Here is a 25,688-nt window from a genome sequence, read left to right as displayed (position 1 = left end):
TTATTATTCTCCCTACAATTTCAATTCAGTAAAGAATCTAAAATGATCAGCTCTTATAAGACTTTCTCTGAATTCTACCAATCTATTTTCGGAATCATATGTGTATCTTGTAGTTTGAAAAAGGGGAATATTTTCTTCAATTTCTAGCAATTCTTGGGCTTCTAGTGAAGGAAGAACTGGTTCAAGATATTCTTTTGCATTGACACATCTTATTCCTTCTCTGGCAAGTAAATCATACAGAGGTTTTGTTTTCAGATTTTCATTATCCACTTTTTTTAAAAATTCGACAGGGATGTAAGAGGTTTCCAATATTAAAGGAATTTCACCAACTAATCTCAACCTCGTAATTTCCCATAATTCTAGGTTTTCAAATTCATCAACATCTTCCAAGCCAGAGACGTTTTTTACCGATATAAGTTTAGTATTAGAATTTTCAACCTTGCTAGCTATACTTTTCCCAAAGCTGTAAAACTTTAAAAGACTTTGCTCCCATAAAAGAGTTTGAACTTTATACCCTCTTCCTTGGTAACTTTTAATTGTCCCTTGCTGTTTCAATAAACTTAAAACTTTTCTTATCGTAGTTCTTGTTACATGAAATTCCTCGGCTAAGTCATTTTCTGACGGAAGAAATGAGTTCATTGGATATTCCCCTTCATATATTCTTGAAACTATTTTGTCAGCAATCCTTTGATAGATTGGCGTCTTATAATCGGCCATTTAAGTTACCTTCCTTCAAGAAAGATATACAAATATGTCTACTCATACTTGTATACACAAATTATATCAAATAAAACGAATCAAGTCAAGAATTCTCAGAGTAATCTGAAAATATGAATGATTTTCTAAACAAATTGATTGTAGTGAAATAATATTAGCAAAAATTCGAATGCTATTATTAATCAATATATTAAAAAAACATTGATGGCCTTAAGTGTGGGAGCCACACAAAAATTCAAAAAATAAGGTAAGTTATCAGCAACTTTTTTTATAGAAAGACATTCTGACTAGTTGTTTTATGGAGATTTAAAGAGGTTCAAATGCAAAATATGTTTTGAAGAAGATGAGAATTGAAAACGACCATAATCCTATTGAAACATCAATTGCAGAAATATTTTCATTTAGTATATAAATGAGCAACATTGGTAGCTGCAAAAGATTCTGGTTTTATTTTACAATCATATCCCAGACCCTTCACATAGCCAGTGACAACATTAAAAACCTCTTTTGATCTACCATTTAAACCTATATCAAGGTGTATTTCTGGCTTTATTAAATTTAAGTGATTTTCGATAAATTCTGCGGTGTTTAAACTAAATTCTGCTTCTCTTATCAATCTTGAGTACATATCATATGGTCTACGTTCGTGAGTGACATAATAAAAATAAGTAGCCCCATTACCTACTTTGTAAATTACTATAGCGGTAGCAAAAGTTACCACTCCATCTCTTGCATGGCTATCTGTTCCCACCCAAACTTTGTAACTTTTGTTTTCTAAAAATAATTCAATGAAATTAGTCAAGTCTTTGAATTCTATAGTGCCTATAGTTGGATTTTTTAACTTGAAAACGTTACCCCCTTTTTTCAAAATAAGTTTTTTTCAATTATACACCAAAATGCAACGATTTTTATTAAAAACTTTTAAGATTAATTAAGAATGATACTAAAATTCGAATTAAAATTTTGATATAATACACTAAAACATGTGAATAAGATGAGGGATTATAGGTTGATTAGAGCGTTTTTTTGGCTTTTGTTAGCCACATTAATATGGGGTACTACTTTTCCGATTCACAAGGTGGTGTTGACGGATCTTCAAACCTTGCCTTATTTGTTTATCAGGTTTGGTATTGCTGCCGTTTTGTCTTTTCTTATTTGGAAAAAACATTCTTTCAAATATGGGGCAACCTTAGGAGTAATTTTAGGATTGGCACATGCTTTGCAAACTTATGGGATTAATTTTACAGATGCTTCCAAAAGTAGTTTTATTACCTCTTTATATATTCCACTCACTCCCATAATTTCTTATCTAATTGAAAAAGAGAAACCCAACTTTATTCAGTGGGTATGTTTTCCTTTGTCTTTGTTAGGTTCTTACATGCTTTTTGGAGGTATTTCGGGATTTAATTTTGGAGATTTCTTAACGTTTTTGAGTGCTGTTTTGTTTGCCGTTCATATTGTTTTAATAACAAAATTTTCAAAAGTTGTTGATGAAACTTCGCTTTTAGCTTATCAGTTTTTATTTGCTGCTATAATCAATTTGTCAATGTCATTCAATTCTAACTGGAAGTTAGGTGTTCCGATTTGGTTAACAGTTATATATACAGCGATCGCTGCAACCATAGTAGTGAATTTTTTGCAAGTTAAATATCAAAAGGTAATTGGTTCTAATTCCACCGTTCTTATATTCATTGGAGAACCCATATTTGCTTCATTATTTTCATTTATTTTTTTGGGAGAGAGATTTTCTGGATTGCAGATAGTCGGGGCTTCAATTATGATTGGGGTAATAATTTTAACTACTTTTTCGTACAGGGTTAATAAATATTTGAAAAAGAAATTAGATTTAAAAGAGCTTTGAGAAAGAGGAGGAGTTTTAGTGAAATACATAGACATCAGAAGTGATACCGTTACGCAACCTACTCAAGAGATGAGAGAAGCCATGTTTAAGGCAGAAGTTGGTGATGATGTATACGATGAAGACCCAACAATGAAAAAATTAGAAAAATACGCTGCAGAAGTAGTAGGAAAGGAAGATGCACTTTTTGTTCCCAGTGGAACGTTTGGTAACCAACTTTCCATCTTTACACATTGTGAAAGAGGAAATGAAGTTATCCTTGATGATAGTTGCCATATCGTTGTTCACGAAGTCGGGGCGGCTTCAGTAATAGCTGGCGTACAATTAAGAACTATAAATAGTGATAACGGGGTTATGTCGCCTAAGGATATTAAAAATAGAATAAGAAAGGGAGAAGAGGATCTTCATTTCCCATCTACAGGTTTGATATGTCTAGAGAATGCTCATTCCAATGGAACGGTTGTGCCGCTTGAAAATATGAAAGAAATATCTGAAATAGCTCACAAGAATGAGATCCCCGTTCATTTGGATGGAGCTAGAGTATTCAACGCTGCAACCTACTTGAATGTTGATCCTACGGAGGTAACTCAATACTGTGATTCAGTCATGTTTTGCCTTTCAAAGGGTTTATGTGCACCTGTAGGTTCTATTGTGGCCGGGAGTAAAGATTTCATTCAAAAAGCCAAAAAGAAACGCAAACTGATGGGTGGAGGTTTAAGGCAAGCAGGATTTCTAGCTGCAGCAGGGTTAATAGCCCTTGAAAAGATGAGATTCAGACTAAAAGAGGATCATGAAAACGCCAGATATCTGGGAGAAAGGCTGAGCGAGATCCCTGAAATTTCTTTGAACTTAGACGATATTCATATAAATATGGTTTTTTTCACAATAAACGAAGATATAAATTTTAGGGAAATGGTATCATTTTTTTTAGAAAAAGGTATCAAAATAAATCCCCCAGAAAATGGGGAATTCAGATTTGTAACTAATTATTGGGTAAGCAAGAAAGATGTGGATTATATTGTTGAAACAATGAAAGAATATTTAAAGAAGTGATAAAAAATGTCTAATTCAAAAAAAGCAGTAGCTTTACGGTATAAACAAGGAACGGATCAAGCACCTAAAGTGGTTGCAAAAGGTATAGATTCAATAGCCAGGAGAATCATAGAAATAGCTGAAGAGGAAAACATACCAATAGTTAAAAGTGAAAAAGCCGTAGAAGAGTTTTATGGTTTAGATTTGGATGAAGAAATTCCTCCCGAATTGTATGAATTGGCCGCTGAAATAATTGCTTTTGTCTTTAAGTTAGATAAAGAGTTCAGTTAGCATAAATTACTTTGTATAATGTACTACCTGAACCAGACATCAAAGCAAATATAATTCCTTCATCCTTTTCCATGTCTTCCTTTTTTTGCTTCAATTTAGGATATTCTTTGAATGCCACTTGTTCGAATACGTTAAACGCATTTTGTTTAGCAGTTATAATGTCGTTATTTTTTAAAGCTTCGTACAAATTGTATGGATCACCGAAATGGTTTATACTTTTCCAATTTTGATCAAGTTTTTCGTACATTTTTTTAGTATCAATATTATAGTTCATGGGGTATATTTGAATATTTAATTTTAAAGGTTCCAAAAATTCCAAAATTTCTCCTTTCCCTTTACCTATAGCGGTTCCACCTTTTAGCAAAAATGGGACATCACTCCCGATTTTGCAACTTATTTCGAATAAGTCTTTTTCTGATATTTTAAAATTCTTTGAAAGGAAGTTTAAGACAGCAGCAGCGTCGGCACTTCCACCCCCTAGTCCTCCACCCATAGGTAAATTCTTAATAAGCTTAATTTTTAAGTTAAAATTGTCAAAACCCGTTTCTTTTTTAAAGGTCTCTATGGACTTTTTTATTATATTATTATCCCATGAAATATTTAAAGGAGGTTCTGATTCGAATATTTCACTTTCAGAAAATTCAATAAATATATCGTCGTGTTCGTTAATAGATTGGAAAAGGGTTAAAATATTATGGTAATTATCTTTTCTCCTACTAATTACATCTAAGTAAAGGTTAACTTTCCCAAAGGCTTTTAAATGCATTTAACTCCTCTTTCATTCGTTTGTCTCTTCTTCTTTTAACATGGCTTCTTCGTCTTCGAAAGCCATGGGTTTTACAATTGGAAAAGGTATAATGTCGCGAATAGTTGGAGTATCAGTAAGCAGCATACAAACCCTGTCAATACCTATTCCTAGTCCTCCAGTTGGAGGCAAACCATATTCTAATGCCCTAATGAAATCAAGATCCATCATTTGAGCTTCTTCATCGCCCAACTCTTTCAGTTCCATTTGCTTTTTAAACCTTTCAAATTGGTCTTGAGGATCGTTCAATTCAGAAAAGGCGTTCGCTATTTCATTGCCCTTTATTATTAATTCAAACCTTTCGGTTAACCTTGGATCATCTTTTTTTCTTTTTGCCAGTGGAGATAATTCGATAGGATAATCCATAACAAAAGTAGGTTGAACGATCTTATCTTCGACTAAATCCCATACTTTGTCGAGGTAATGGTATCTGTCTTCTATTTCTACCTCTTCACCCTTGTTTTTCAAAAACTCTTTCAGTTCCTGATCACTAGCTTCCACTATATCTATTCCAAGATTTTCTTGTATGAATTCTCTCATCTTTATTCTTTTGAAAGGAGGTGTGAAATCTATTTCTTCTCCTTGGTACATAATCTTTGCTTTGTTGTGAACTTTTTTGGTAATGTTGTATAAGAGATCTTCGGTTAGTTCCATCATATCGTTGTAGTCAGCGAAAGCTTGGTACAATTCAATAGATGTGAATTCAGGATTATGTTTGTTTGAAACACCTTCGTTTCTGAATATTTTCCCTATTTCATAAACTTTCTCCATCCCACCTACGACTAGTCTTTTTAGATGTAATTCCGTGGCTATGCGTAAGTACATATCTATATCATATACGTTTAGATGGGTAATAAAAGGTCTTGCATTTGCTCCACCCATTATACTTTGAAGAACTGGGGTTTCAACTTCTAAAAAACCTTTGTTGTTTAAATACTCTCTGATGTATTTTATGATTAAAAAACGTGTTCTGAGGGTTTTAATGGTGTCATCGTTTGCGATCATATCCACATATCTTTGTCTATATCGAACTTCTTTATCTTTAAGGCCATGCCATTTTTCAGGAAGAGGGCGAATAGCTTTTGAGAGTAATTCTATATCTAAAGCCAAAAGAGTTAATTCGCCAGTTCTCGTTTTGAAGGGATAACCTTTTATTCCTATCCAGTCTCCAATATCAATATATTCTTTGAAAAAATCATAGTTTTCTTGCCCTACTTGATCCAAACGGATATATACCTGGATACGTCCAAATTCATCTTTTAAATCAGCAAAAGCAGATTTGCCATGTTTTCTTAAATTCATCAGCCTTCCGCCGAAATTAAAAACTTCATCCGGTAATTGTTGGCCAGCCTCTATTTTACTATCGAAAAGGTCTTTGATTTGTTGGGAAGTATAATTTTTTTGAAAATTGTACTTATACGGATTGTATCCTTTTTCCCTCATTTCTTTTAATTGATGCATTCGTATATTTCTAAGGTCCATACTTTGCCTCCTGCTTGGTAAGGTTAGTTTTGTGATCTATGAAATCTTAGCTTATCTCTTTGATTTCTATTTTTTTTGAACTTCCTCTGGCGGTTTTAATGTTGATAACTTCACCTTTTTTCCTTCCTAGTAATGATCTTCCAATAGGAGATTCAATACTGATCTTATTTTCTTCTATATTTGCCTCTTGAGGGGTAACTAGAACGAATTCCTGCTCTCTATTCAATCTATAGTCTTTTATTTTCACTTTTTTCCCCAAACTTACGGTAGAGTTATCGTGGTTGCCTCCATTTTCAATTATTTCTGCATTGTCTAATATATAATCTATCTCTTTGATTCTGGAATCTATCATTCCTTGTTCGTTTTTTGCCTCTTCGTACTCACTGTTTTCTGAAAGATCTCCCAATTCCCTGGCTTCTTTAATTCTTTCGGCAACTTCTCCCATAAGTCTTTTTTTAAGCTCTTCTCGTTCCCTCTTTAATTTTTCGTACCCTTCTCGGGTTAGTTGGTATACTTGTTCAGCCACTTTTGTATCGCTCCTCCCATTTCTAATAATGGTGATTAACTATTTTTTAATTCTCTTATAGCTTGTAAAAAGCTGTCTAAATCTCTAAATTCTTTATACACGGAAGCAAATCTCACATAAGCTACCTGGTCGATTGATTTCAATTGCTCCATAACCTTATCACCAATTTCAGAAGAATAAATTTCTGAATTGCCACTTCTTCTTAATTGTTCTTCTATATTATCAACAATTTCTTCGATTTGATCAGTACTTACAGGCCTTTTTTCACAAGCTTTTAAGATCCCGTTCATTAGTTTTTTTCTATCGTAAAGTTCTCTTCTGCCATCTTTTTTTATTATTCTTATCCTTGTTTGCTCGTATCTTTCATAAGTTGTAAAGCGCGCTTGGCATTGCAAGCACTCTCTTCTTCTTCTTATGGAAGTGCCGTTACTAACTGGTCTTGAGTCCAGAACTTTAGTTTCCTCGTAACCACAGAAAGGACATTTCATAATTATTGCACCACCATTTTACCTAAATTAGGTATTTTTTAGAGATTCGGCAATTTTTGAGATTTTTTTTAGTTTGTTGTACAAGGTAGATTTTTTCATTGATAAAGATTCTGCCATGTTACTCAAACTTGCATCTTCATTTTCTAATCTAAAAGCAGCAATTTGTTTTAGGTCATTTGGTAAACTATCTATACCAATGCTTTCTTGAATAATTTGTATATCGTTAATTTGCTTTATTGAGCTACGAGCCGTTTTTGATGAATTAGCAGATATTAAATTAATAGTCCTTGTGACGTTGCTACGTAAATCCCTTATATCCATTAATTCACTTAGTTCTTTTACTTTTTCTTTGGCGTTGAGAAGCTCAAGGATATTCAAAATGTCATCGCGTGATTTTATGTATACTTTAGAGCCCTTACTTCTATTTAAAAATCTGGCATTTACCCCTAAAAGATTCTTAAATGTTCTAACTAAATCCTCTTTAAATACATTGTTAGTTTTCAAATTAAATTCTAAATGATAGGATTCTTTTACTGATATAGATCCACAAGACAACAATAAACCTTTAATAAAAGATCCAAAAATTACTGGATCTTTTTTTAAAGGTGGGGAAAATTTAGTTTCATTTAGATAAAGGTTGTTTTTCTTTAATATTTTATATATCGTTTGATAGTTTAAGAATATAGAACCTGTTCCACCAAGATTTAACCTTTTTTCGTTGTTAAATTTTACTTCAAATTTTTCTGTGAAAGAAAATTTGCACAGTTTGTATAATCTTTTAAAACTATTCAAAGATGTTATGGATATTTTTATTAATTTTTCAGTTTCTTTTTCAATAATTTCACCTTTTCCTATGAAAAAACCATAGAACTCAGCCTCTGGGAAAATGTAATCACTGTTCACTAGGCTTAATTTTAAAGCTTCTGAAAATGAATTCATAGAACGCATTTTAAAATCAACTCTGATGTTTTCTTTGGATCATGTCTAATTTTCGGTTCCTCATCGTTTATAATATAAACCAAATCAGATACCACTACTCTTCTATCTTCTTCCATATCCAACTTTACCGGACTAGATCCCATTTTCTGGTATCTTTGAATTATTTCATATGGTAAATTTGATTTATTGGCTATGATGTAATCTAATTCTTCGCCTAAATAATTTTCTAGTTCTTCAACATGATCTTTCAAAGAATAATTGGTCGTTTCCCCTGGCTGTGTCATAATATTTGCTATATATAATTTCTTTGCTTTGCATAAATTGATTGCGTTTCTTATTCCGTCTACCAATATATTGGGGATAATACTCGTATATAAACTGCCAGGTCCAAAAATTATTATATCAGCTTTTTGAATTGCCATAACGCTTTCATCAAATGCTTCGGCATTGCCGTCCAACCAGATTCTTTTTATATTTTTGTTTTTCAACACAATTGATGTTTCCCCAAAAATGATTTCACCATCGTCAAGTTCTGCTACAAGTTTTAGAGAGTCCAAAGAGGCAGGAAAGACCCTCCCTTTTATTTTCAGAGCTTCCGACAATGTTTTGATAGCTAAGGGAAAATTATTGCCGTTAATTCTAGTTAATGCTAGCAAAATTATGTTACCGAGATTATGATTTTTTAAGAATCCTTCATTAAATCGATATTTAAGTAATTTAGTCAGAAAGGTTTCTTGTTCAGCCAAAGCTAAGATATTGTTCCTAATATCTCCTGGCGGTAATATATTAAAATCTTCACGCAATATACCGGAACTTCCTCCATCATCTGTAACGGTTACTATGGAAACAATATCTATATCTTGATTCCATTTCAATCCCCTTAATATTTGACTTGTTCCCGTTCCACCACCAATAGTTACAATATTTTTCACAGCATATCTACCCACCTGACGAATATTTCCATGTTATCGTTCTATATCTCTGTGATCTATGCTTACTTCTCTTCCTTCTTTTTTTAAAATTTCATAAACCTTTTGGGCAATGTAAACCGATCTATGTTGGCCTCCGGTGCAACCTATGCAAAAATATGCTTCTATACGGCCACTTTCAGAATATTTATCTTGAATAAACTTCGCTAAATTAGCAATCTTATCCACGGTTTCATGAGTTTCTTTAAATTTTTCAAGGAATTCCATTACTTTCATATCTAAACCAGTTAGTTCATACATCTCTGGAAAATAAAAAGGATTTGGAAGATATCTCACGTCAAAAACATAATCAGAGATTGGCGGAATACCATTTTTAAATCCAAAGCTGATAAAATTTAACTTTAGTTTTTTCATATCTTCTTTTATCATCTGAAAGAATCTTTTTTTAAATTCAGTTGGTTCAGTTGAGGAAGTATCGATAACTATGTCACAAGAACTCTCTATTTCTGACATAACTTTTATTTCTTCATCAATGGCATTCTCTAAGGAAAGACCTAACGGATGGGTTCTTCTCGTTTTTTTGTATCTATTGATTAGTTCACTTTTATCAGCTTTTAAAAAGACTTTATGAATTTCCATAGTACATTTGGCTAAACTTTCAACATTTTTAAATAATTCGATCAATTTTTGGGGATCTTTCCATCTAATATCACTTACTATAGCAAGTTTTTTGACATTGCTAGTGCATAAAATATTTAAAAAAGATTCTATTAAATGAGGGGGTATGTTGTCAACTGTATAGTACCCTTCGTCTTCTAGAGATTGTAACAATAAAGTTTTACCTGCGCCAGATAAACCGGTAATTAAAAAAACTGTTGGTTTTGTTAGCAATGTTATCAATCGCCTTTTATATAGTTTATAATACGATTTTTTTAAAAATAGGGTGATACTTTACGTCTTTCATAAAAACTTTGGAAAGAAATTTGAATTTTTCTAGGTTGCCAGTAACTAAAAAATTTACTTTAATTTTCCCATCTATTCTCTCTAATTTGATCTCATTTTTTAAAAAATCAACAACCCCATCTGCAGGATCAACGATGGAAGAATTTGTGTATTTTCTAATTTGCTTTTCTAAAATTGGATAATGGGTGCATCCTAATATTACTTTGTGGTACTTAGATTTGGAATCTTGTAAATAAAATCTCAAAACTGACTCTGCCATCTGTCCATCCCAATAACCTTCTTCTATAAGTGGAACGAACAATGGGCATGCCTTTTCTTCCAGATTGGTTATTTTTTTGCTTATAAGAGCTTCCTTATAAGCCCCCAAATTAATGGTGTTCTCGGTGGCTAACAAAAGAACAGTATCGTTTCTTTCTATTGTTTTTATAGCGTTGTCAATTATACTTACATATGTGAAGTTATAATTTTTCGTGTCGAAATTGGTTTTTTTTACAATGGAATCTGTTGTATTACATGCAGAAATTAGAAAATCAACTTTCATCTTTTGAAAAAAAGAAAGTATGTTTTTTAAATTTTCTCTTAAAAAAGGAATAGGCTTTGAACCATAAGGTACATTTAAATTATCAGCTAAATAAAAATACTCATGATTACCAAAATTTTCTATCACTTTTTTTAAAACCGTTAAACCACCTATTCCTGAATCAAAAAGTCCTATTTTCATAATTGGAAAATATCTTACCCCCATTGAATACTTTTACTTTGTTCATCGCTACCTTCATCATTGCTTTTAAGTGCGGTATTCAACATATCACTGAACTTATCAACCATTTGTTTGATTTCTTGTTTCGTTCTTATACTGTTTAATCTTTCATTTAGAAGTAATAGGAGAAAGATATAATCCACTTCTTCTCCACCGATTTTTTTTGCATAGGTTTCAACTTCCGATTTTATGTTTTCTAAAATTTCTTTTATAACATCCTCGGGTTCGTCCACTTTATATTTATAATCTTTTCCTAAGATTTTTACTTCAATTGAGCGATAATTCTTCATGATTTTTCATCCTTAAATGATTTTAATGAATCAATTAATAACGATTTTGATCCGGTTCATCTTGGAATGAAGTATTTGAAGATGCCGGATTATCAAATTCTCCAGTTCTAAACTCATCTCCTAATCTTGATATAAGTGAACTTTTTAACTGGTTTAGATGGTTTTCAATTTCATCATTCTTTCTTCTTAATTCTTCCAATTCACGTCCCATCTCTTCTTTTTCGTTGTTTATTTTTTCGTATTCGCTGAACAATTCATCGTACTGAGTTTGAAGATCGTTTTTTTCTTTTTTTAGTTCGTTGTATTTGTCGGCCAACGTTTCTAACATATTTTCCAGTTCCTTCAAAACGTCCATTTTGTACATTCCCCCTTTATTAAAATAATTTGTTGAAGTGAAACTAAAGCAATTATAACACAGCTAGATGAAAAAAAACTAAAAATACGCATATTTTTTAATTCTAAAACTAAAAAAACTAAAAGAGGCATAGCCTCTTTTAGTCTCTTGCTTTAACCAAAAATTTAATTGCCGTTCTCTCTTCCCCTTCAATTTCAACATCTGAAAACGCTGGAACACAAACTAAATCGATTCCGCTCGGAGCTACGTACCCCCTGGCTATTGCTATAGCTTTAACAGCTTGATTAACTGCGCCGGCTCCTATAGCCTGTAACTCAGCGCTTCCTTTATCTCTAATGATAGCAGCTAAAGCACCGGCAACAGCAACAGGATTTGAATTAGCAGCTACTTTTAGTACTTCCATTTCTGCCATGAATGATACCTCCCTGTAATGTTTTGTTTGTAATTTTGACTTATATAGAGCATATGGCGCATCTGGTGGGATTTGAACCCACAACCTTCGGATCCGAAGTCCGACGCTCTATCCAGTTGAGCTACAGACGCTCATCACTAATGATAATTATACCTTAAAATGACTATTTAAATCAAGACCAAAAATTTTTTAAATCATATGATATAATTTATTCGTGGAGGTAAAGATTGTGATGAAAGTTAAAGATAAAGTTTTTTTAGCTTTAGATTTTGAAACAACCGGTTTGAACCCTGAGTTAGGAGATCGGATTATAGAAATAGCAGCGATCCCCATATACGATAAAAAAATTAATTTCAAATATGCATTTCATACCTTGGTAAATCCAAATATATTCATACCTGGAGAGGTCTCTAAATTTCATAAATTAAATAATCAAGATATTTCTAACGCTCCATCCTTATCAGAAGTTTTCCCAAGATTTAAAGAGTATATTGATGATTCTATAATTGTATCACATAACGTAAAAATGGATCTGAGGTTTCTAGATATTGCTGCAAAAGAAAGTGGAATGTTTTCAATAGACAATTACTATATTGACACCCTCGAAATTTCAAAATACTATTTTGATAAAGGGCCATACAATCTTGAATTCCTTTCGAAAAAATTCAATTTAGGGATAAAACAATTTCATAGAGCCTGGGATGATGCACTATCTACAGCCAAACTTTTCCAAAAATATATAAAACTTTTTTCTTTCGAAGCAATAATCAATTTTATTAAAAAATGGGGTGATTGATTTTGGTTAAAAATTTCATTATCGATACAAATGTTTTGATTCATGATCCTAACAGTATTCTCAATTTTCAGGATAACAATGTTGTGATACCTTTTCCTGTAATAGAAGAAATAGATAAGTTAAAAACAAGAAGCGATAAAGTCGCTAAATCCGCCAGAGAGGTTAATAGAATTTTAGATAGTTTTAGAAACGGGACACCATTACATAAAGGGATCAAATTGCCTGGTGGAGGCATATTGAAAATCTTGGCGCTGGAAAAAAACGATGAAAAACATAAAATTCCTACTTACCTTGGGGAATCAAAAGATGATTTCATATTATATTACGCCATGTTTTTAAAAAGAACAGACAACTTACCAACAATAATAGTTAGTAAAGATTTAAATCTGAGGATCAAGGCTGATGCGTTGGGTTTAGAAAGTCAAGATTATTTGACTGATAAAATAGACATAAAACTTCTTCCTGATGGTTATTATATTGAAGAAAATCCAGATAAAGAGGTTGAAGAGAAGGGTGAGTATGATTTTTCAGAATTAGGGTTCAAAGAAGAACCTCTTCCAAATTCATATCTTAACTATGGAAACTTATTTTTAAGATATGATTCTAAGCTAAAGAAGTTTCAATCAATTTTGATAGATTTTGAAAGCGAAATTTTTGGAATAAAACCTAGAAACGTAGAACAAGTTTTTTCCTTGGATGCACTTTTAAACCCAGATATACCTTTTGTGACGTTGGTGGGCAAGGCTGGAACTGGTAAGACGTTACTAGCATTGGCAGCAGGATTATACTGTGTTCAAGTTGAAAAATTGTACAATAAACTTTTGGTTTCAAAGCCTGTTATACCGATGGGGAAAGATATTGGTTATATACCCGGAGATATAGAAGAAAAAATGCGTCCTTGGTTACAACCCATATATGATAATTTAGATTTGTTATTCAAAGGTAGTGGTAAAAAACCAGAAGAATATTTAGCTAAGAAAGATTTATTGGAAATAGAAGTACTTTCATATATAAGAGGAAGAACAATCCCAAACCAATATATGATAGTTGACGAAGCACAGAATTTAACTCCTGCTGAAGTAAAAACTATTTTGACCCGAGTTGGAGAAGGCACAAAGATTGTATTAACGGGAGATCCATATCAAATAGATAACCCGTATTTGGACAGTTCATCTAACGGCTTAGTCTATACAGCTTCAAAATTTAAAGATAACCCTTTATCAGCTAATATTACAATGAAAAAAGGTGAAAGGTCAGAATTAGCTACAGTGTCTTCTGAAATTTTGTAAGAGATGGATGGGGGAAAGATGGGTGGGGAGCGAGGCAAAGGGATAAAACTCTTTTTTCCTTTAGGGTGGGCTGCGGGGCGAAGGGGCGCTAAAGTAAGTATTAGAAGTTCTAAAGAAGCCAAAAAAATAAATAACTAGGAGGAAAAATAAGTTAATGGAGAAAGAAAAATTGCATCTTGAATACGATATTTACATAGACATTGCAAAAGAAGATATTCACCTTTTAATTTATCTGGTCGAAGCTGAAGCACACATAATGAACGTTAGAAAAAAACAAGAGAATGGGTATTTTAAAATAATAGTACCAGCAGGCTTGGTTGATGAAGCATTAACTTTACTCAACTCTTTGAAAAATTCCGACATAAAAGTGGAGGTTGTAAGTATTGAACCGCACAATGGGATTATTTAAGTACATTCCAATACCTAGAGAATATAGTCCTGATATATACTCTATTGATTATGAAAAATTAAAAAAACTTGGTTTCAATACTATTCTTATGGATTATGATTTTACTATTACTGTATGGAGAGATGACAATATTCCTGATAAAACATTAAACCTTTTAAACAAATTAATAAACGATGATTTTAAAGTTGCAATAGTTACCAATGCCAAAAGGGAAAAGGTAAAAAGAATTGAAAAACTGACTAACGGGAAGGTAAAAGTACATACAAGTATGAAAAAGCCTAATCCTAAAAAATTGAAATCCGTTTTAGAAGAGCTCGGTTCAAAAGAGTCAGAAACTGTTATTATAGGTGATCTTTTTATCACAGATATTAGCGCAGGAAATCGTCTGGGGTTGTATACGATTTTGATAAATCCGTATACCTATGGACTCGAAAATAAGTTTAAACAGTTTATGGCTGGATTCACGAAATTTGCTTACAACGTGTTTTTTTATACTATAGGTTGGTTTTTTAGAGCTATTGATTTAGTAGGTCCAAATGAATTTGAAAAAAGTGTATTTGATATTGATTATTTGCACCTCAAAGATAAGGGGTATAAAATTTTAATTTTTGATTTCGATAATACCCTCAATGAATGGCATAGTGATTATTTACAACCAGAAGTCATCGATCTTTTTTTAAAATTAAAAGATCTCGGATTCTATATATTAATAGCAAGTAATAGCTCAAAAAAGCGTTTTATGAATTTATATATACAATTAAATGAGTTAGGAGTAGATTTATTGACTTCTGCAATGAAGCCATTAAGATTTAAAATCAGAAAAAAAATAAAGTTTCATGGTTACAAACCTGGGGAAGGCGTGGTGATTGGAGATCAACTTTTCACTGATGTTGCGCTAGGGAATGCCTTAGGATTTTACACGATAAAAGTTAAGCCTCTATCTAAAAAAGAAGGACTATGGACTAGATTTATGAGATTTTTTGAAAAAATAGCTTTGAAATGGATAAGAAAAAAGCCAACTTTGATAAAGAACGAATAGTTATTTTGAAATATCAAAAAAAATATAAATATTGAGGAAAATAAAGGATTTTCAAAATAATCGACTTTAAATGGTTTTAATCGTCCTTAAATGCCTTTAATTGGACTTGCTAGTTTTAAAGTTTTTTTATATAATTAATGTAACCGATTACATTAATGCTCTTGATTCTTGAAAATAAATTAAAAGTATAGAATTCAAGTTCAATATTTAAAGGTATTAAAGAAATTAAACTCATTCTATTTTTATGTAAACGATTACAAAAACTGTTTTAAGGGGTAATTATTATGGCTCTAAAAATAAAAGATATTGCTAAGATGGCAAATGTATCCGTAGCGACAGTTTCCAGGGTATTAAACAATTCTGATAAAGTAAGCCTTGAAACAAAAAACAAGATTATAAAAATAATTCAGAAATATGATTATAAACCAGACAGGATAGCGACTTCCTTAAGAAGCAAAAAAACGGGAATTTACGCGGTTATTTTTTCGGTGAAAGGTGGAAAGGTTTTAGAGGATACTTACTCCACAAAATTTTTAAAAGGTGTTTTAAATTACTTTTCTTCAAAAGGTCTTAAACTAATCGTAGATATCCATGAAAATGGCAACGTCGCTGAATATTATAGTAATACGATAAAAAGTAAGATTGTTGATGGTTTTATTCTATTAGACATCAGAAAAAATGATGAAAGGGTTGATCTTTTAAATAAAGAAAAATTTCCATATGTTGTTATAGGTAGAAATGATGAAAACAATTTTGTATACATAGATAGTGATAACGTAGCTGGAGCTTATATGGCTATCAAACATTTAAAACAGATAAAATGTAAAAAGATTCTTTATATTAGTGGTAATATGGGAATCCCTGTCTCAGAGCAAAGATTAGCCGGGGTAAAAAGTGCTCAAAAAGACCTAGGCGTTGAAGTAGATGTAGAATTCGGGGATTTTGATGAAGAAAAAACAGTCGAAATATAAAAATCTATTCTAAAAAAAGGATTTGAATATGATGGAATATTTTGTGCCTCAGATATTATGGCTTATGCAGCTATGAAATTTTTGAGGGGGTTGAATATAGAAGTACCAATAGTTGGATACGATAATATTCCCCTTTCCGAATTTGTAGGTTTAAGTACCATCGACCAGAACATTATAAAAATAGGATACAGTGCTGCGCAAGCTGTAGATAACATAGCAAATGGGAAAGATACAATTTCTATGGTTGTTCCTTCAAAATTAATTAAGAGACAAAGCACATTGAGTTTTATTCAGAAGCATATTTAGTACCATAAAAACATTTTAAAGGAGGTAGTATTGTATGAGAAAGTTAGCTTTATTTGTTCTAATGGTTTTGTTAGTTGGTTCATCTTTTTCCGCAGTAACTATTACTATCACTGGATGGCCTGGAAACCCTGCTGAAGAATCAGCTATAAACGAGATTGTTCAGAAATTTAACTCTTCGCATCAAGATATCCAAGTCAGATGGGATCCCATTGCAGGAGATTATAAACAAACTCTTATGACTAGGTTATCTGGGGGTCAAGGACCTGATCTGTTCTATGTAGATGTGTATGTTTTCGAAGAACTTGCTAGAGCCAATGTTTTGCAACCTTTAGATCTATACATACAAAGAGATAACTTTGATATCGACGACTTCTATCCTAACTTGGTAGATGCATTCACGTTTAACAACAGAATATACGGAATAGCTAAAGATTACTCAACTCTTGCGCTTTTCTACAACGAAGAGATTTTTGATGAATATGGTGTTCCATATCCTACTAACGATGATACATGGTTTGATTTGTTGTACAAAGCGGCCTTGTTGAAAGAAAGAGGATTTGATGCACCTTTGTCTTTGGCAGCAGATTTTAACAGATTGATTCCATTTATTCATAGTTTTGGTGGAAGTTTGGTGAAAGAAGATTTATCAACTGCTTTAACCGAAAAAGAAGCGGTTGCTGCCATGAAGTTTTATACTGAACTAGCTACAAACTACGATTTAGCTTATTTACCTTCCACGTTGGGTGCAGGATGGCTCGGAGATGCGTTTGCTAAAGAGATGACTGCTATGGTTATGGAAGGTCCTTGGGCTTTGGGATATATAAGAGAATCTTTCCCAAATGTTGAAGAAAAGACAGGTATAGTTGAAATACCAAGTCTTGTTGAGGAATCCACTATGATATATACCGTTGCTTGGGGTATGAATAGACAATCCCCACATAAGGATGAAGCATGGGAGGTTTTAAAATTCTTAGTAACTGAAGGACAAGAAATTTTCGTTGAAAAGGCAGGAGTTCTTGGTTCAAGGCAAAGTGTTGCCGCTGAAGATACAGATCCTATGAAGAAAGTATTCTATGATTCAGTTGAATTTGGTTACCCATGGAGAGTTCCTACTCCTACCGGGATATTTGCCAAAGCAAACGATTATTTGAACTCTTTACTGAATGATCTTTTTGCAGGAAGAATTACAATTGAAGAAGCTGTAAATTCTATCGAAAAGAATTATAATTCTTGGGTGACTCAATAGATCAGACTAGGTGTCTTCAAGGCTTTTATTAAAGTTAATTAAATGATGAGGGGCAACCCCTCATCATTTTTTAAGAAAAGAGGTGATTTTGTGAAACCTAAAACTAGAGAAGCAATATCTGGGTATCTGTTCGCTTCTCCTGTTATAATTATAGTCTTATTATTTGTAATATATCCAATTATCATGATATTTTATTATAGTTTTACTAATTTTAATCCTTTAGAAACACAAAAATTCAAGGCACCGCTTAACCCACAAGAAGCCATTGAGCTTCATCTAGGTATGTTTCAGACAGATGTGAAATCTGTTGATGAAATAGAAAGCTGGTTTGACGTACTCACTTTTATCCAATACGACGTTGGCATTAATTTAAATGAGGAACAAAAAGAAGCGATATTGAAATATTTTGATAGTCAGAAACTTTTGGAAGATTTTATCGAAGGTAAATTAGATACAACTATGACAAGTTCTGAATTTATGACAACCTATATGAAAGAAGAAAAAGATCTATTTAAAAAATATAAACCCCAAATTGTCGGATTGGGAAATTTTCAGAGAATGTTTAATGATGATTATGTCAGAATATCTCTTTTTAATACATTATTGTATACTATTATCGTGGTTCCTATACAAACTTTTTTAGCTGTTTTGTTAGCAGTCGCAGCGAATTCAAAAGTTAAGGGTGTTAAATTTTACAAAGTTGTATTTTTTCTTCCAGCCATAACATCATCTGCTGCTATCTCTATGATTTTTTGGTTGATTTATTCTAAACCAGGAGTCTTAAATCGAATTCTTGTTGGACTTTTCGGCAATTTTGGATATCAACCGATAGATTGGCTTAATAACCCAAATACCGCATTATTTTCAATAATGCTCATGAACATATGGTCTACAGCTGGATATTTTATGATTACCTTTTTAGCAGGACTGCAAGACATTCCCAATTCATTATATGAAGCTGCAGAGATAGATGGTGCTTCTGGGGGACAGAAATTTTGGAGGATTACTCTACCTCTTTTAAGACCGCAGATATTGTTTGTTATAGTCATGGGAACTATTGGCTGTATGCAAGTGTTTGATCAGATCTATTTTTTAATCGAAAATATGAGAAATATCACGATCTCATTTTACATATATAAAAATGCTTTTGAATACGGAAATATGGGTTATGCTTCATCACTAGCATTGATACTTTTTGCGATCATTATGTTCATAACGTTTTTACAACGGAGATACATCCCTGAAGAATATTGAGGTGAAATCAATGACAGAGAAAAAATGGAAAATTGCAAGGATAATATCTTATATTGTTTTAATTGTCTACACTTTAATTTCTCTTTTTCCCTTTTTATGGGCAGCACTCGTATCGTTTGTACCTATGAATTATGTTGACGAAAACGGTATTACTAAAGGTACCGATGTAATGAGTTGGCCACCCAAGATACGAGTTTTTGAATGGCCACCTAAGGCTTTTGGTGCTCCTTTAACATTTGAAAACTATGCGAAGGTTTTTGAAGTAGTTCCGTTGTATTCGAGATGGTTTTTAAATACAGTTTTATACGCAGGGTTTATTACCATTGGGAACATTCTCATAGGTACCCTTGGAGGTTATGCTTTTGCGAGACTAAGATTTCCCTTAAAGGAAGTGTGGTTTGCTCTTTTTTTAGGGACCATGATGGTTCCAGCTCAAGTTACCATGATACCACAATATACTTTAATGGTAAATTGGGATTTAGTCAATACGTATTATGGAATGGTGTTTCCAAAATTAGCAAATATTTTTGGACTATTTTTGATGAGACAATTCTTTATGAATTTTCCAAAAGAGATGGAAGAAGCTGCACGAATAGATGGGGCTGGGATTGGAGGAACTTTTTTCAGAATAGTGTTACCCAATGCTAGGCCTGCTGTTGGGGCGTTAGCTATATATACTTTTTTAGGTGCTTGGAATGATTTTCAATGGCCTTTAATAATTACTTCTCAAAAAGAGATGTACACCTTAACCCTAGGATTAAATTTCTTTAAGACATCTTATTATACTTTCTGGCAGTACATGATGGCGGCAACTATCATAATGACAATTCCAATGATAATTATATTTCTTTCATTTCAAAAACAGTTTGTTGAAACAGGTAGAGCTGCTGCAGTTAAAGGTTAATTGATCAAGAATTTGATGATGAAGGTATTGAGTTTAGAAATACAAAGGAGGATTAATCTGTGATAAAAGCCTGCATTTTCGATTTAGATGGAGTAATAGTCGATACAGCAAAATATCATTATATGGCATGGAAGAAACTTGCAGACCAGTTGAATATACCTTTTAATGAAAAAGATAACGAAAGGTTAAAAGGTGTTAGTAGGATGAAAAGTTTGGAGATTATATTAGATTTGGGAAATTTAAATCTTAGTCTAGAAGAAAAAGAAGAGTTGGCACAAAAGAAAAATAATTGGTACGTTGAGTACATAAGTAAGATGGACAAAAGTGAATTACTTCCTGGTGTAGAGAAATTTATAAAAATTTTGAAAAGCAAAGGTATTAAGATCGCAATTGCATCAGCAAGCAAAAACACAAAATTAATTTTAGAGCGATTAAATTTTGAAGACGTCTTCGACGCGGTTATAGATGGAACAATGATAAGTAATGCAAAACCTAATCCGGAAATCTTTTTAACAGCATCTAATTATTTAAGTTTAAAACCAGAAGAATGTGTCGTTTTTGAAGATGCTGTAGCAGGGATACAAGCTGCGAAAAGAGCCGGAATGAAAGTTATTGGTGTGGGAGAAGAAGAAGTATTGAAAGGTGCGGATAAAGTAATTAAGAATTTTGAAAACATTAATTTAACGTTAATTGAATCTATTTAAAAAATATGTTTTATGGGAGGGAGCAAATTTTGAACCTTTGGGAAATTGTACAAGATGAATACAATCCAGAAGAAAACAAAAAATACGAGACTATTTTCACATTAGCAAACGGTTATCGAGGACTTAGAGGGTTCAATGAATTTTCAAGTTACGGTTGGAAAGGTAACTTTATTGCTGGTATATATGACAAATCAGAAGCAGAAGTACAGGAGATCGTGAATAATCCGGACCCTTTAACAATAAAATTCTATATCGATGGAAAAAGGATTAATTTAGATAATCACAAAATTAGAAATTTCAAAAGATTTCTTGATATGAGAAAAGCAATTTTAAAAACAAACTTAGAAGTTGAATTGACTTCTGGTGAAATATTAACGATCAACGTCGAAAGATTTGTCAGCAAGAATGATGTCCACAGATGGGCAACTAAATATGAAATAGTACCGAAGAATTTTTCAGGAAAACTTATAATCGAAAACACAATAGATGGATCAATTACAAATTCTGTTCACGATCCTTATAAAGAGGTAAAACATTATAATGTTCTAAAAATGAAAGATTTGGAGCCAGGTATATTTCTAAAATCTTCTACAAAAGAGAAAGCAATTGACGTAGTCGAAGCAACGACGTTGCGTTGCTATAGAAATAACAATAACCTTTTAAGAAATCGTTCTTTTAAAATTTTAGGTGATAAAGTAAAAGAACTTTATGAGATTTTTCTTGAAAAAGATGAAGTTTATACTATATATAAATACGGAGTAACTTACACAACGAGAGATAACATAAGTGATGTTGAAAAAGTATCAGAAGAAGCTTTAGTAGAATTTGCCTTTGAAGGTTATGAAAAAGAGTTAAAAAAACACTGTGAAGAATGGGAAAAGATTTGGGATGATATTGATATAGAAATAAAAGGTGATGAGAAAGCTCAGTTAGGCATTAGATTCAACGTTTTTCAGTTAACCTCATGTGCCAATAAAAATGATACTAGTGTTAGTATAGCCGCTAAAGGATTACACGGGGAAGGATATAAAGGGCACATATTTTGGGATACCGAAATATTTATGGTCCCGTTTTTTATATATTCTCAACCGGAAACAGCAAAATCGCTTCTACTATACAGATATAATACACTAAACGGAGCCAGGGAAAATGCCATTTTGAATGGATACAAAGGTGCCCAATTTCCATGGGAGTCGACAGATAATGGTTTAGAAACTACTCCAAAGTGGGGAAAAGATTATTTGGGTAATCCAGTGAGAATATGGACCGGTGATGAAGAAATACATATTACAGCAGATATTCCTTTTGCTTATTGGGAATATTTTCGAGCTACTAACGATGAGAACTTCATGTTTGATTATGGAGCAGAAATATTTTTTGAAACCGCAAAATTTTGGGAATCTCGATTAGAGTATAATGAGCAAAAAGACAGATATGAAATCAATAATGTTATAGGTCCTGATGAGTTTCATGAGCACGTAAATAACAATGCCTATACGAATTATCTAGCTAGGTGGAATTTAAAAAAAGCTTATGAGATTTCTAATTTACTTAAGCAAAAAGATTTTATAAAATATGACAGATTGTGTAATAATTTGGGTTTATCAGAAAAAGATTTCAAGAACTGGAAAGAAATTTCGGAAAAGATATTTATCCCAAAATTTGACGACACAGAACTTATAGAACAATTTGAGGGCTATTTTAAACTGAAGGACTATATTATCAATGAGTGGGACAAAAACAAAATGCCACTGTGGCCTAAAGGTGTAGAGATCAATAAATTAGATAAAACTCAACTTGTGAAACAGGCAGATGTGATAATGCTTTTATTGTTATTGGAAGATGAATTTGATAGTAGTACGAAAAAATTGAATTATGACTATTATGAGAAAAGGACTATGCATAAATCTTCTTTGAGTCCGTCTATGTATTCAATAATGGGTTTGAAAGTGGGAGATCATCACAATGCCTATGAATATTTTATGAAAACAGTGATGACTGATTTGGAAGATAATCAAGGAAACACGGAGTTTGGTTTACACGCTGCATCTACTGGAGGTTCATGGCAAAGCATTGTCTATGGTTTTGGGGGATTGAGTGTAGATGAGAGTGGAGTTTTGAATCTCAACCCTTGGATACCAGAAAAATGGGAGAAATTATCTTTCAAAATCTACTGGAAGGGAGCAAAGATAACAATCAGTATTTTTCAAGATAAAGTAATCTTGGAATCAACACATGATCTAATGGTAAAGGTTTTTTCTCAAGATTGCGAATTAACCAGTTACAAATTGTTTGTTTTTAATACTTCAAATATAATTTAAAAAGTGGGCCATATGGCCCACTTTGATTAAGCTCCGTACTTTTCTAGTTTTAAAGCATTTGCCAAAGCTAACGGCATAATATCCAAGGCTGATATCGTTCCAAGGGTCCCCTTCGCGCATTCATACTCATCAAAAGAAACAGACAATCCTTTTCTTACATATTTTGAATAGAGCAAAACAGGAACAGGATGCCAGCTGTGTGCTTTTAGTAAAGCAGGGGTAGAATGGTCTCCGGTGATGATTAAAACATCTGGTTTCAGGTTTAAAATTTCTTTCACGGCTTTATCGGTGTTTTCGATAACTTTCACTTTTTCTTCGAAATTTCCGTCTTCACCATAGGAATCAGTTTTTTTCACATGAAAGTAGAAGAAGTCATAATCATTCCATACTTTTTTCAGTGTTTCGACCTCGTCTTCTATTGTTTGACCTGCTTCTAGCACTTCCATTCCTACTAATTTGGCAAGCCCTTTATACATAGGATAGGTAGCAATAGCCGCGGCTTTCAATTTATAATTCTCTTCAAAAGATGGCAATAGAGGATGCTTGGAAAATCCTCGTAATAGTGCGAAATTCATTTTTGGTTGATCTTTCAAGACTTCCCCTATCTCTTTTATCAATTTGTTGACAATATTAGCCATTTTTTCTGAATCGGGATTAGTTGCCTTAGCCCATTCCATTGGTGATCCTTCTCTTTGTGGATCAGCATCCGTTACTTCATCAAATAAGCCATCTCCTGTAAATTTAACTACAAGTCTATGTTCTTTACCTGGGTAGAAAGTTATATCAACATCGTCTATTTTTTTAATATTTTCAGAGAGAATTTCTACAATTTTTTTTGATTCTTCACTGGATGGCCTTCCAGCTCTTCTATCAACTATTATTCCATCTTTTATTGTTGCAAAATTACCTCTTGCAACAACGTCCTTTTTATCTACTTTGATTCCTAATCCAAGGGCTTCCAATATACCTCTTCCTATGTCATACTTTAATGAGTCATAGCCAAAAAGGGAAAGATGCCCTGGACCGCTGCCAGGAGTGACTCCTTGTAGAACAGGTACACTTTGCCCTAAATCACTTTCTTTCGCTAAAGCATCCATGTGGGGTTTGTATGCCGCTTGAAGAGGAGTTTTACCATCTTTTGGCAGGTCTCCCAATCCATCCATGACGAGTAATACTATTTTTGAATCTGTCTTAACTACTAAGTCTTTTATAACTTGTTGTCGATCTACACTGTTCACTAAATTACACCTCCGATATTAATTTTTTAAGTGAATCCTTTAACGTAATAAAAACTCTATTTCTGATATCATGTTGTTTAAAGCTCTTTCAACTGAAATTCTTCCAGTTAAGGCATCATACACATTATTTTGTATAGCAAAAGAAATTTCTGTGTATATAGGAGATTTTGGTTTTAAAACTAAATTTTCTAAAGATGATCTAAAATTCAATAAATTGGGATCAACTTCAGAGATAGTTGGTTCGTTAAATACTTCTAAATTAGTTGGTAAAAAGTTTAATTGTATTAATCTTTGTGTTTGACTTTCATTGGAAGTCAAGTATTTTATAAATTTCTTTGCAGCTTCTCTTTCTTCATCAGAGGAGTTTGGGTTGATAGCCAATGCTTTTCCTTCAAGAACAGATACATGTTGATTTGTAAATTCAGTTTTTGGAATAGGAGCGATCCCCACCTTTCCATTAACAGCTGAATCTTCGCTGTTTAATAAATGCCAAGCATAGGTCAAATTCCTCATGAAAACGGCATCACCACTTTGAAATATGTTTCTGCATTCTTCTTCTCTGTAAGTTGTTACACCTTTTGGACTAATTTCTTCAGATATAATGTTATTTAACAGGTTTAGGCTAAGTAAAGCCTTTTCTTTATTTTCTGCTTGTTCTAGAACTAAGTGATCTCCTTCAAATATCTTGCCTCCATGAGAATACAAAATTTCGAGAAAAAAAGTCGTTAATTCTTCGTATCTAGCACCAGGCCAGACAAATCCTTCTATTCCTTCTTTTTGAGAAATATCCTTTGCAATTGTAATCAATTCATTCCAAGTTGTCGGCACGTCATATCCATATTTTTCCAATAAATCCTTTCGATAATATAAAACACCTGTTTCAACATAATAAGGAATTGCTTTTAATTCACCGTTAATTGTTACCATTTCTAAGATTTGTGGATCAAGATTGTTTACATCAAAATATTCAGAATCTTGATTTAAGTTTACCAGGAAAGGTGAAAATTCATTTATCCACTCCATATCAAGAGATAAGATCGTAGGTTCTTTCGCATTGGTAACTACAAATGTCCCGTAAAATTTGTAAGTTGAACCTGGGTAACTTGGAATCGAATAAATTTCAACATCAATGTCTGGATTTTGTTTTTCAAAATTCTCTATTTGGGAGGTTAGTAATTGAATTTGATCTTCTATTGATTCAACGGCGATATTTATTTGAACAGCAAACAAGTTGATAAATAAAGATGTGATAATGAAAATAAAAAATTTCTTCTTCATTTTACACACCCCCTTGTATTTTTATCTTCAATAAAATTATATCATAAAAATAGCGCTTGTTTTTAAGTGAAATTAATTTGTCAATT

General features: G+C 32.5%; 29 protein-coding genes and 1 tRNA gene. 14 read left to right on the top strand and 16 right to left on the bottom strand.

Going from position 1 to position 25,688, the window contains the following annotated elements:
• Window positions 1-12 precede the first annotated feature (12 nt).
• Together PMOB_RS00845 and PMOB_RS00840 are read right to left on the bottom strand one after the other, a co-directional pair.
• On the bottom strand, window positions 13-717 hold the full coding sequence (locus PMOB_RS00845; RefSeq protein ID WP_012208019.1) for a GntR family transcriptional regulator: 705 nt from the start codon (window positions 715-717) through the stop codon (window positions 13-15).
• A 397-nt stretch (window positions 718-1,114) separates the two neighbouring features.
• A complete protein-coding gene (locus tag PMOB_RS00840) occupies window positions 1,115-1,585 on the bottom strand; it encodes a ribonuclease H-like YkuK family protein (RefSeq protein WP_012208018.1) in 471 nt (156 codons plus the stop codon).
• 141 nt (window positions 1,586-1,726) lie between these two features.
• On the opposite strand from PMOB_RS00840, the gene PMOB_RS00835 reads away from it, so the two are divergent.
• Genes PMOB_RS00835 through PMOB_RS00825 form a run of 3 tightly spaced genes read left to right on the top strand, consistent with a single transcriptional unit; the run spans window position 1,727 to window position 3,898 of the window.
• On the top strand, window positions 1,727-2,578 hold the full coding sequence (locus tag PMOB_RS00835; RefSeq protein WP_196793032.1) for a DMT family transporter: 852 nt from the start codon (window positions 1,727-1,729) through the stop codon (window positions 2,576-2,578).
• Window positions 2,579-2,596: 18 nt separating this feature from the next.
• Window positions 2,597-3,628 (top strand): low-specificity L-threonine aldolase, encoded by a 1,032-nt coding sequence (gene ltaE, locus PMOB_RS00830; protein WP_012208016.1) that lies wholly within the window; start codon window positions 2,597-2,599, stop codon window positions 3,626-3,628.
• Window positions 3,629-3,634: 6 nt separating this feature from the next.
• The gene (locus tag PMOB_RS00825) at window positions 3,635-3,898 is read left to right on the top strand and encodes an EscU/YscU/HrcU family type III secretion system export apparatus switch protein (protein WP_012208015.1); all 264 of its coding nucleotides are present in this window, start codon (window positions 3,635-3,637) and stop codon (window positions 3,896-3,898) included.
• Here the strand turns inward: PMOB_RS00825 and ispE are convergent.
• The 12 genes from ispE to PMOB_RS00765 form a co-directional block, all read right to left on the bottom strand.
• A complete protein-coding gene (gene ispE / locus PMOB_RS00820; protein WP_012208014.1) occupies window positions 3,891-4,664 on the bottom strand; it encodes a 4-(cytidine 5'-diphospho)-2-C-methyl-D-erythritol kinase in 774 nt (257 codons plus the stop codon). The two genes, PMOB_RS00825 and ispE, sit on opposite strands and share 8 nt — an antisense overlap.
• A 12-nt stretch (window positions 4,665-4,676) precedes the next feature.
• Complete coding sequence (lysS, locus tag PMOB_RS00815; protein WP_012208013.1) at window positions 4,677-6,185, bottom strand: lysine--tRNA ligase; 1,509 nt, start codon at window positions 6,183-6,185, stop codon at window positions 4,677-4,679.
• A gap of 46 nt (window positions 6,186-6,231) precedes the next feature.
• The gene (gene greA / locus PMOB_RS00810; protein WP_012208012.1) at window positions 6,232-6,711 is read right to left on the bottom strand and encodes a transcription elongation factor GreA; all 480 of its coding nucleotides are present in this window, start codon (window positions 6,709-6,711) and stop codon (window positions 6,232-6,234) included.
• 35 nt (window positions 6,712-6,746) lie between these two features.
• Window positions 6,747-7,199, bottom strand: coding sequence for a transcriptional regulator NrdR (gene nrdR / locus PMOB_RS00805; protein ID WP_012208011.1), 453 nt, complete (start codon window positions 7,197-7,199; stop codon window positions 6,747-6,749).
• Window positions 7,200-7,226: 27 nt separating this feature from the next.
• The gene (gene whiA / locus PMOB_RS10105) at window positions 7,227-8,147 is read right to left on the bottom strand and encodes a DNA-binding protein WhiA (RefSeq protein ID WP_012208010.1); all 921 of its coding nucleotides are present in this window, start codon (window positions 8,145-8,147) and stop codon (window positions 7,227-7,229) included.
• Window positions 8,135-9,070, bottom strand: a complete 936-nt coding sequence (locus tag PMOB_RS00795; RefSeq protein ID WP_012208009.1) for a gluconeogenesis factor YvcK family protein — start codon at window positions 9,068-9,070, stop codon at window positions 8,135-8,137. The genes whiA and PMOB_RS00795 overlap by 13 nt, the downstream gene beginning before the upstream one ends.
• Before the next feature lie 33 nt (window positions 9,071-9,103).
• The gene (gene rapZ / locus PMOB_RS00790) at window positions 9,104-9,967 is read right to left on the bottom strand and encodes an RNase adapter RapZ (RefSeq protein ID WP_012208008.1); all 864 of its coding nucleotides are present in this window, start codon (window positions 9,965-9,967) and stop codon (window positions 9,104-9,106) included.
• A 16-nt stretch (window positions 9,968-9,983) separates the two neighbouring features.
• On the bottom strand, window positions 9,984-10,751 hold the full coding sequence (gene murI / locus PMOB_RS00785) for a glutamate racemase (RefSeq protein WP_158245422.1): 768 nt from the start codon (window positions 10,749-10,751) through the stop codon (window positions 9,984-9,986).
• 14 nt (window positions 10,752-10,765) lie between these two features.
• Window positions 10,766-11,080, bottom strand: a complete 315-nt coding sequence (gene zapA / locus PMOB_RS00780) for a cell division protein ZapA (protein ID WP_012208006.1) — start codon at window positions 11,078-11,080, stop codon at window positions 10,766-10,768.
• Between the two features lie 34 nt (window positions 11,081-11,114).
• Window positions 11,115-11,435, bottom strand: a complete 321-nt coding sequence (locus PMOB_RS00775; protein WP_012208005.1) for a coiled-coil domain-containing protein — start codon at window positions 11,433-11,435, stop codon at window positions 11,115-11,117.
• 139 nt (window positions 11,436-11,574) lie between these two features.
• The gene (locus tag PMOB_RS00770; RefSeq protein ID WP_041534184.1) at window positions 11,575-11,838 is read right to left on the bottom strand and encodes a stage V sporulation protein S; all 264 of its coding nucleotides are present in this window, start codon (window positions 11,836-11,838) and stop codon (window positions 11,575-11,577) included.
• Window positions 11,839-11,901: 63 nt separating this feature from the next.
• Window positions 11,902-11,978 (bottom strand) — tRNA-Arg (locus tag PMOB_RS00765).
• A 101-nt stretch (window positions 11,979-12,079) separates the two neighbouring features.
• On the opposite strand from PMOB_RS00765, the gene PMOB_RS00760 reads away from it, so the two are divergent.
• The 11 genes from PMOB_RS00760 to PMOB_RS00710 all read left to right on the top strand — a co-directional run bounded on the left by PMOB_RS00760 (window position 12,080) and on the right by PMOB_RS00710 (window position 23,086).
• Complete coding sequence (locus PMOB_RS00760) at window positions 12,080-12,643, top strand: 3'-5' exonuclease (protein WP_012208003.1); 564 nt, start codon at window positions 12,080-12,082, stop codon at window positions 12,641-12,643.
• 2 nt (window positions 12,644-12,645) lie between these two features.
• The gene (locus PMOB_RS00755; RefSeq protein WP_012208002.1) at window positions 12,646-13,932 is read left to right on the top strand and encodes a PhoH family protein; all 1,287 of its coding nucleotides are present in this window, start codon (window positions 12,646-12,648) and stop codon (window positions 13,930-13,932) included.
• A 154-nt stretch (window positions 13,933-14,086) separates the two neighbouring features.
• Window positions 14,087-14,341, top strand: a complete 255-nt coding sequence (locus tag PMOB_RS00750; protein ID WP_012208001.1) for a DUF4911 domain-containing protein — start codon at window positions 14,087-14,089, stop codon at window positions 14,339-14,341.
• Entirely contained in the window at window positions 14,316-15,380 is a 1,065-nt protein-coding gene (locus tag PMOB_RS00745; RefSeq protein ID WP_012208000.1) for a YqeG family HAD IIIA-type phosphatase, read from the top strand. Before PMOB_RS00750 ends, PMOB_RS00745 begins: the two co-directional genes overlap by 26 nt.
• 284 nt (window positions 15,381-15,664) lie before the next feature.
• On the top strand, window positions 15,665-16,351 hold the full coding sequence (locus PMOB_RS00740) for a LacI family DNA-binding transcriptional regulator (RefSeq protein WP_041533990.1): 687 nt from the start codon (window positions 15,665-15,667) through the stop codon (window positions 16,349-16,351).
• A gap of 6 nt (window positions 16,352-16,357) precedes the next feature.
• Window positions 16,358-16,657 (top strand): substrate-binding domain-containing protein, encoded by a 300-nt coding sequence (locus PMOB_RS00735; protein ID WP_331270668.1) that lies wholly within the window; start codon window positions 16,358-16,360, stop codon window positions 16,655-16,657.
• A 34-nt stretch (window positions 16,658-16,691) separates the two neighbouring features.
• Complete coding sequence (locus PMOB_RS00730; protein ID WP_012207999.1) at window positions 16,692-17,903, top strand: ABC transporter substrate-binding protein; 1,212 nt, start codon at window positions 16,692-16,694, stop codon at window positions 17,901-17,903.
• A 90-nt stretch (window positions 17,904-17,993) separates the two neighbouring features.
• Window positions 17,994-19,157, top strand: coding sequence for a carbohydrate ABC transporter permease (locus PMOB_RS00725; protein ID WP_041533988.1), 1,164 nt, complete (start codon window positions 17,994-17,996; stop codon window positions 19,155-19,157).
• Between the two features lie 10 nt (window positions 19,158-19,167).
• On the top strand, window positions 19,168-20,061 hold the full coding sequence (locus PMOB_RS00720) for a carbohydrate ABC transporter permease (protein WP_012207997.1): 894 nt from the start codon (window positions 19,168-19,170) through the stop codon (window positions 20,059-20,061).
• A 59-nt stretch (window positions 20,062-20,120) separates the two neighbouring features.
• Window positions 20,121-20,765 carry a beta-phosphoglucomutase gene (pgmB, locus tag PMOB_RS00715; RefSeq protein ID WP_012207996.1) on the top strand — a complete coding sequence of 215 codons (645 nt, stop codon included), beginning with the start codon at window positions 20,121-20,123 and terminating at the stop codon, window positions 20,763-20,765.
• Between the two features lie 5 nt (window positions 20,766-20,770).
• Entirely contained in the window at window positions 20,771-23,086 is a 2,316-nt protein-coding gene (locus tag PMOB_RS00710; protein ID WP_041533987.1) for a glycoside hydrolase family 65 protein, read from the top strand.
• Window positions 23,087-23,112: 26 nt separating this feature from the next.
• On the opposite strand, the gene PMOB_RS00705 is transcribed toward PMOB_RS00710, so the two are convergent.
• The gene (locus tag PMOB_RS00705) at window positions 23,113-24,324 is read right to left on the bottom strand and encodes a 2,3-bisphosphoglycerate-independent phosphoglycerate mutase (RefSeq protein ID WP_012207994.1); all 1,212 of its coding nucleotides are present in this window, start codon (window positions 24,322-24,324) and stop codon (window positions 23,113-23,115) included.
• A 39-nt stretch (window positions 24,325-24,363) separates the two neighbouring features.
• Window positions 24,364-25,602, bottom strand: a complete 1,239-nt coding sequence (locus tag PMOB_RS00700) for an ABC transporter substrate-binding protein (RefSeq protein WP_012207993.1) — start codon at window positions 25,600-25,602, stop codon at window positions 24,364-24,366.
• Window positions 25,603-25,688: the final 86 nt, after the last annotated feature.

It is taken from the genome of Petrotoga mobilis SJ95 (genome assembly GCF_000018605.1).
Classification (GTDB): Bacteria; Thermotogota; Thermotogae; order Petrotogales; family Petrotogaceae; genus Petrotoga; species Petrotoga mobilis.
The sequence above is the reverse complement of the archived record's forward strand: the minus strand, read 5'-3'. Positions and strand labels throughout refer to the sequence as shown.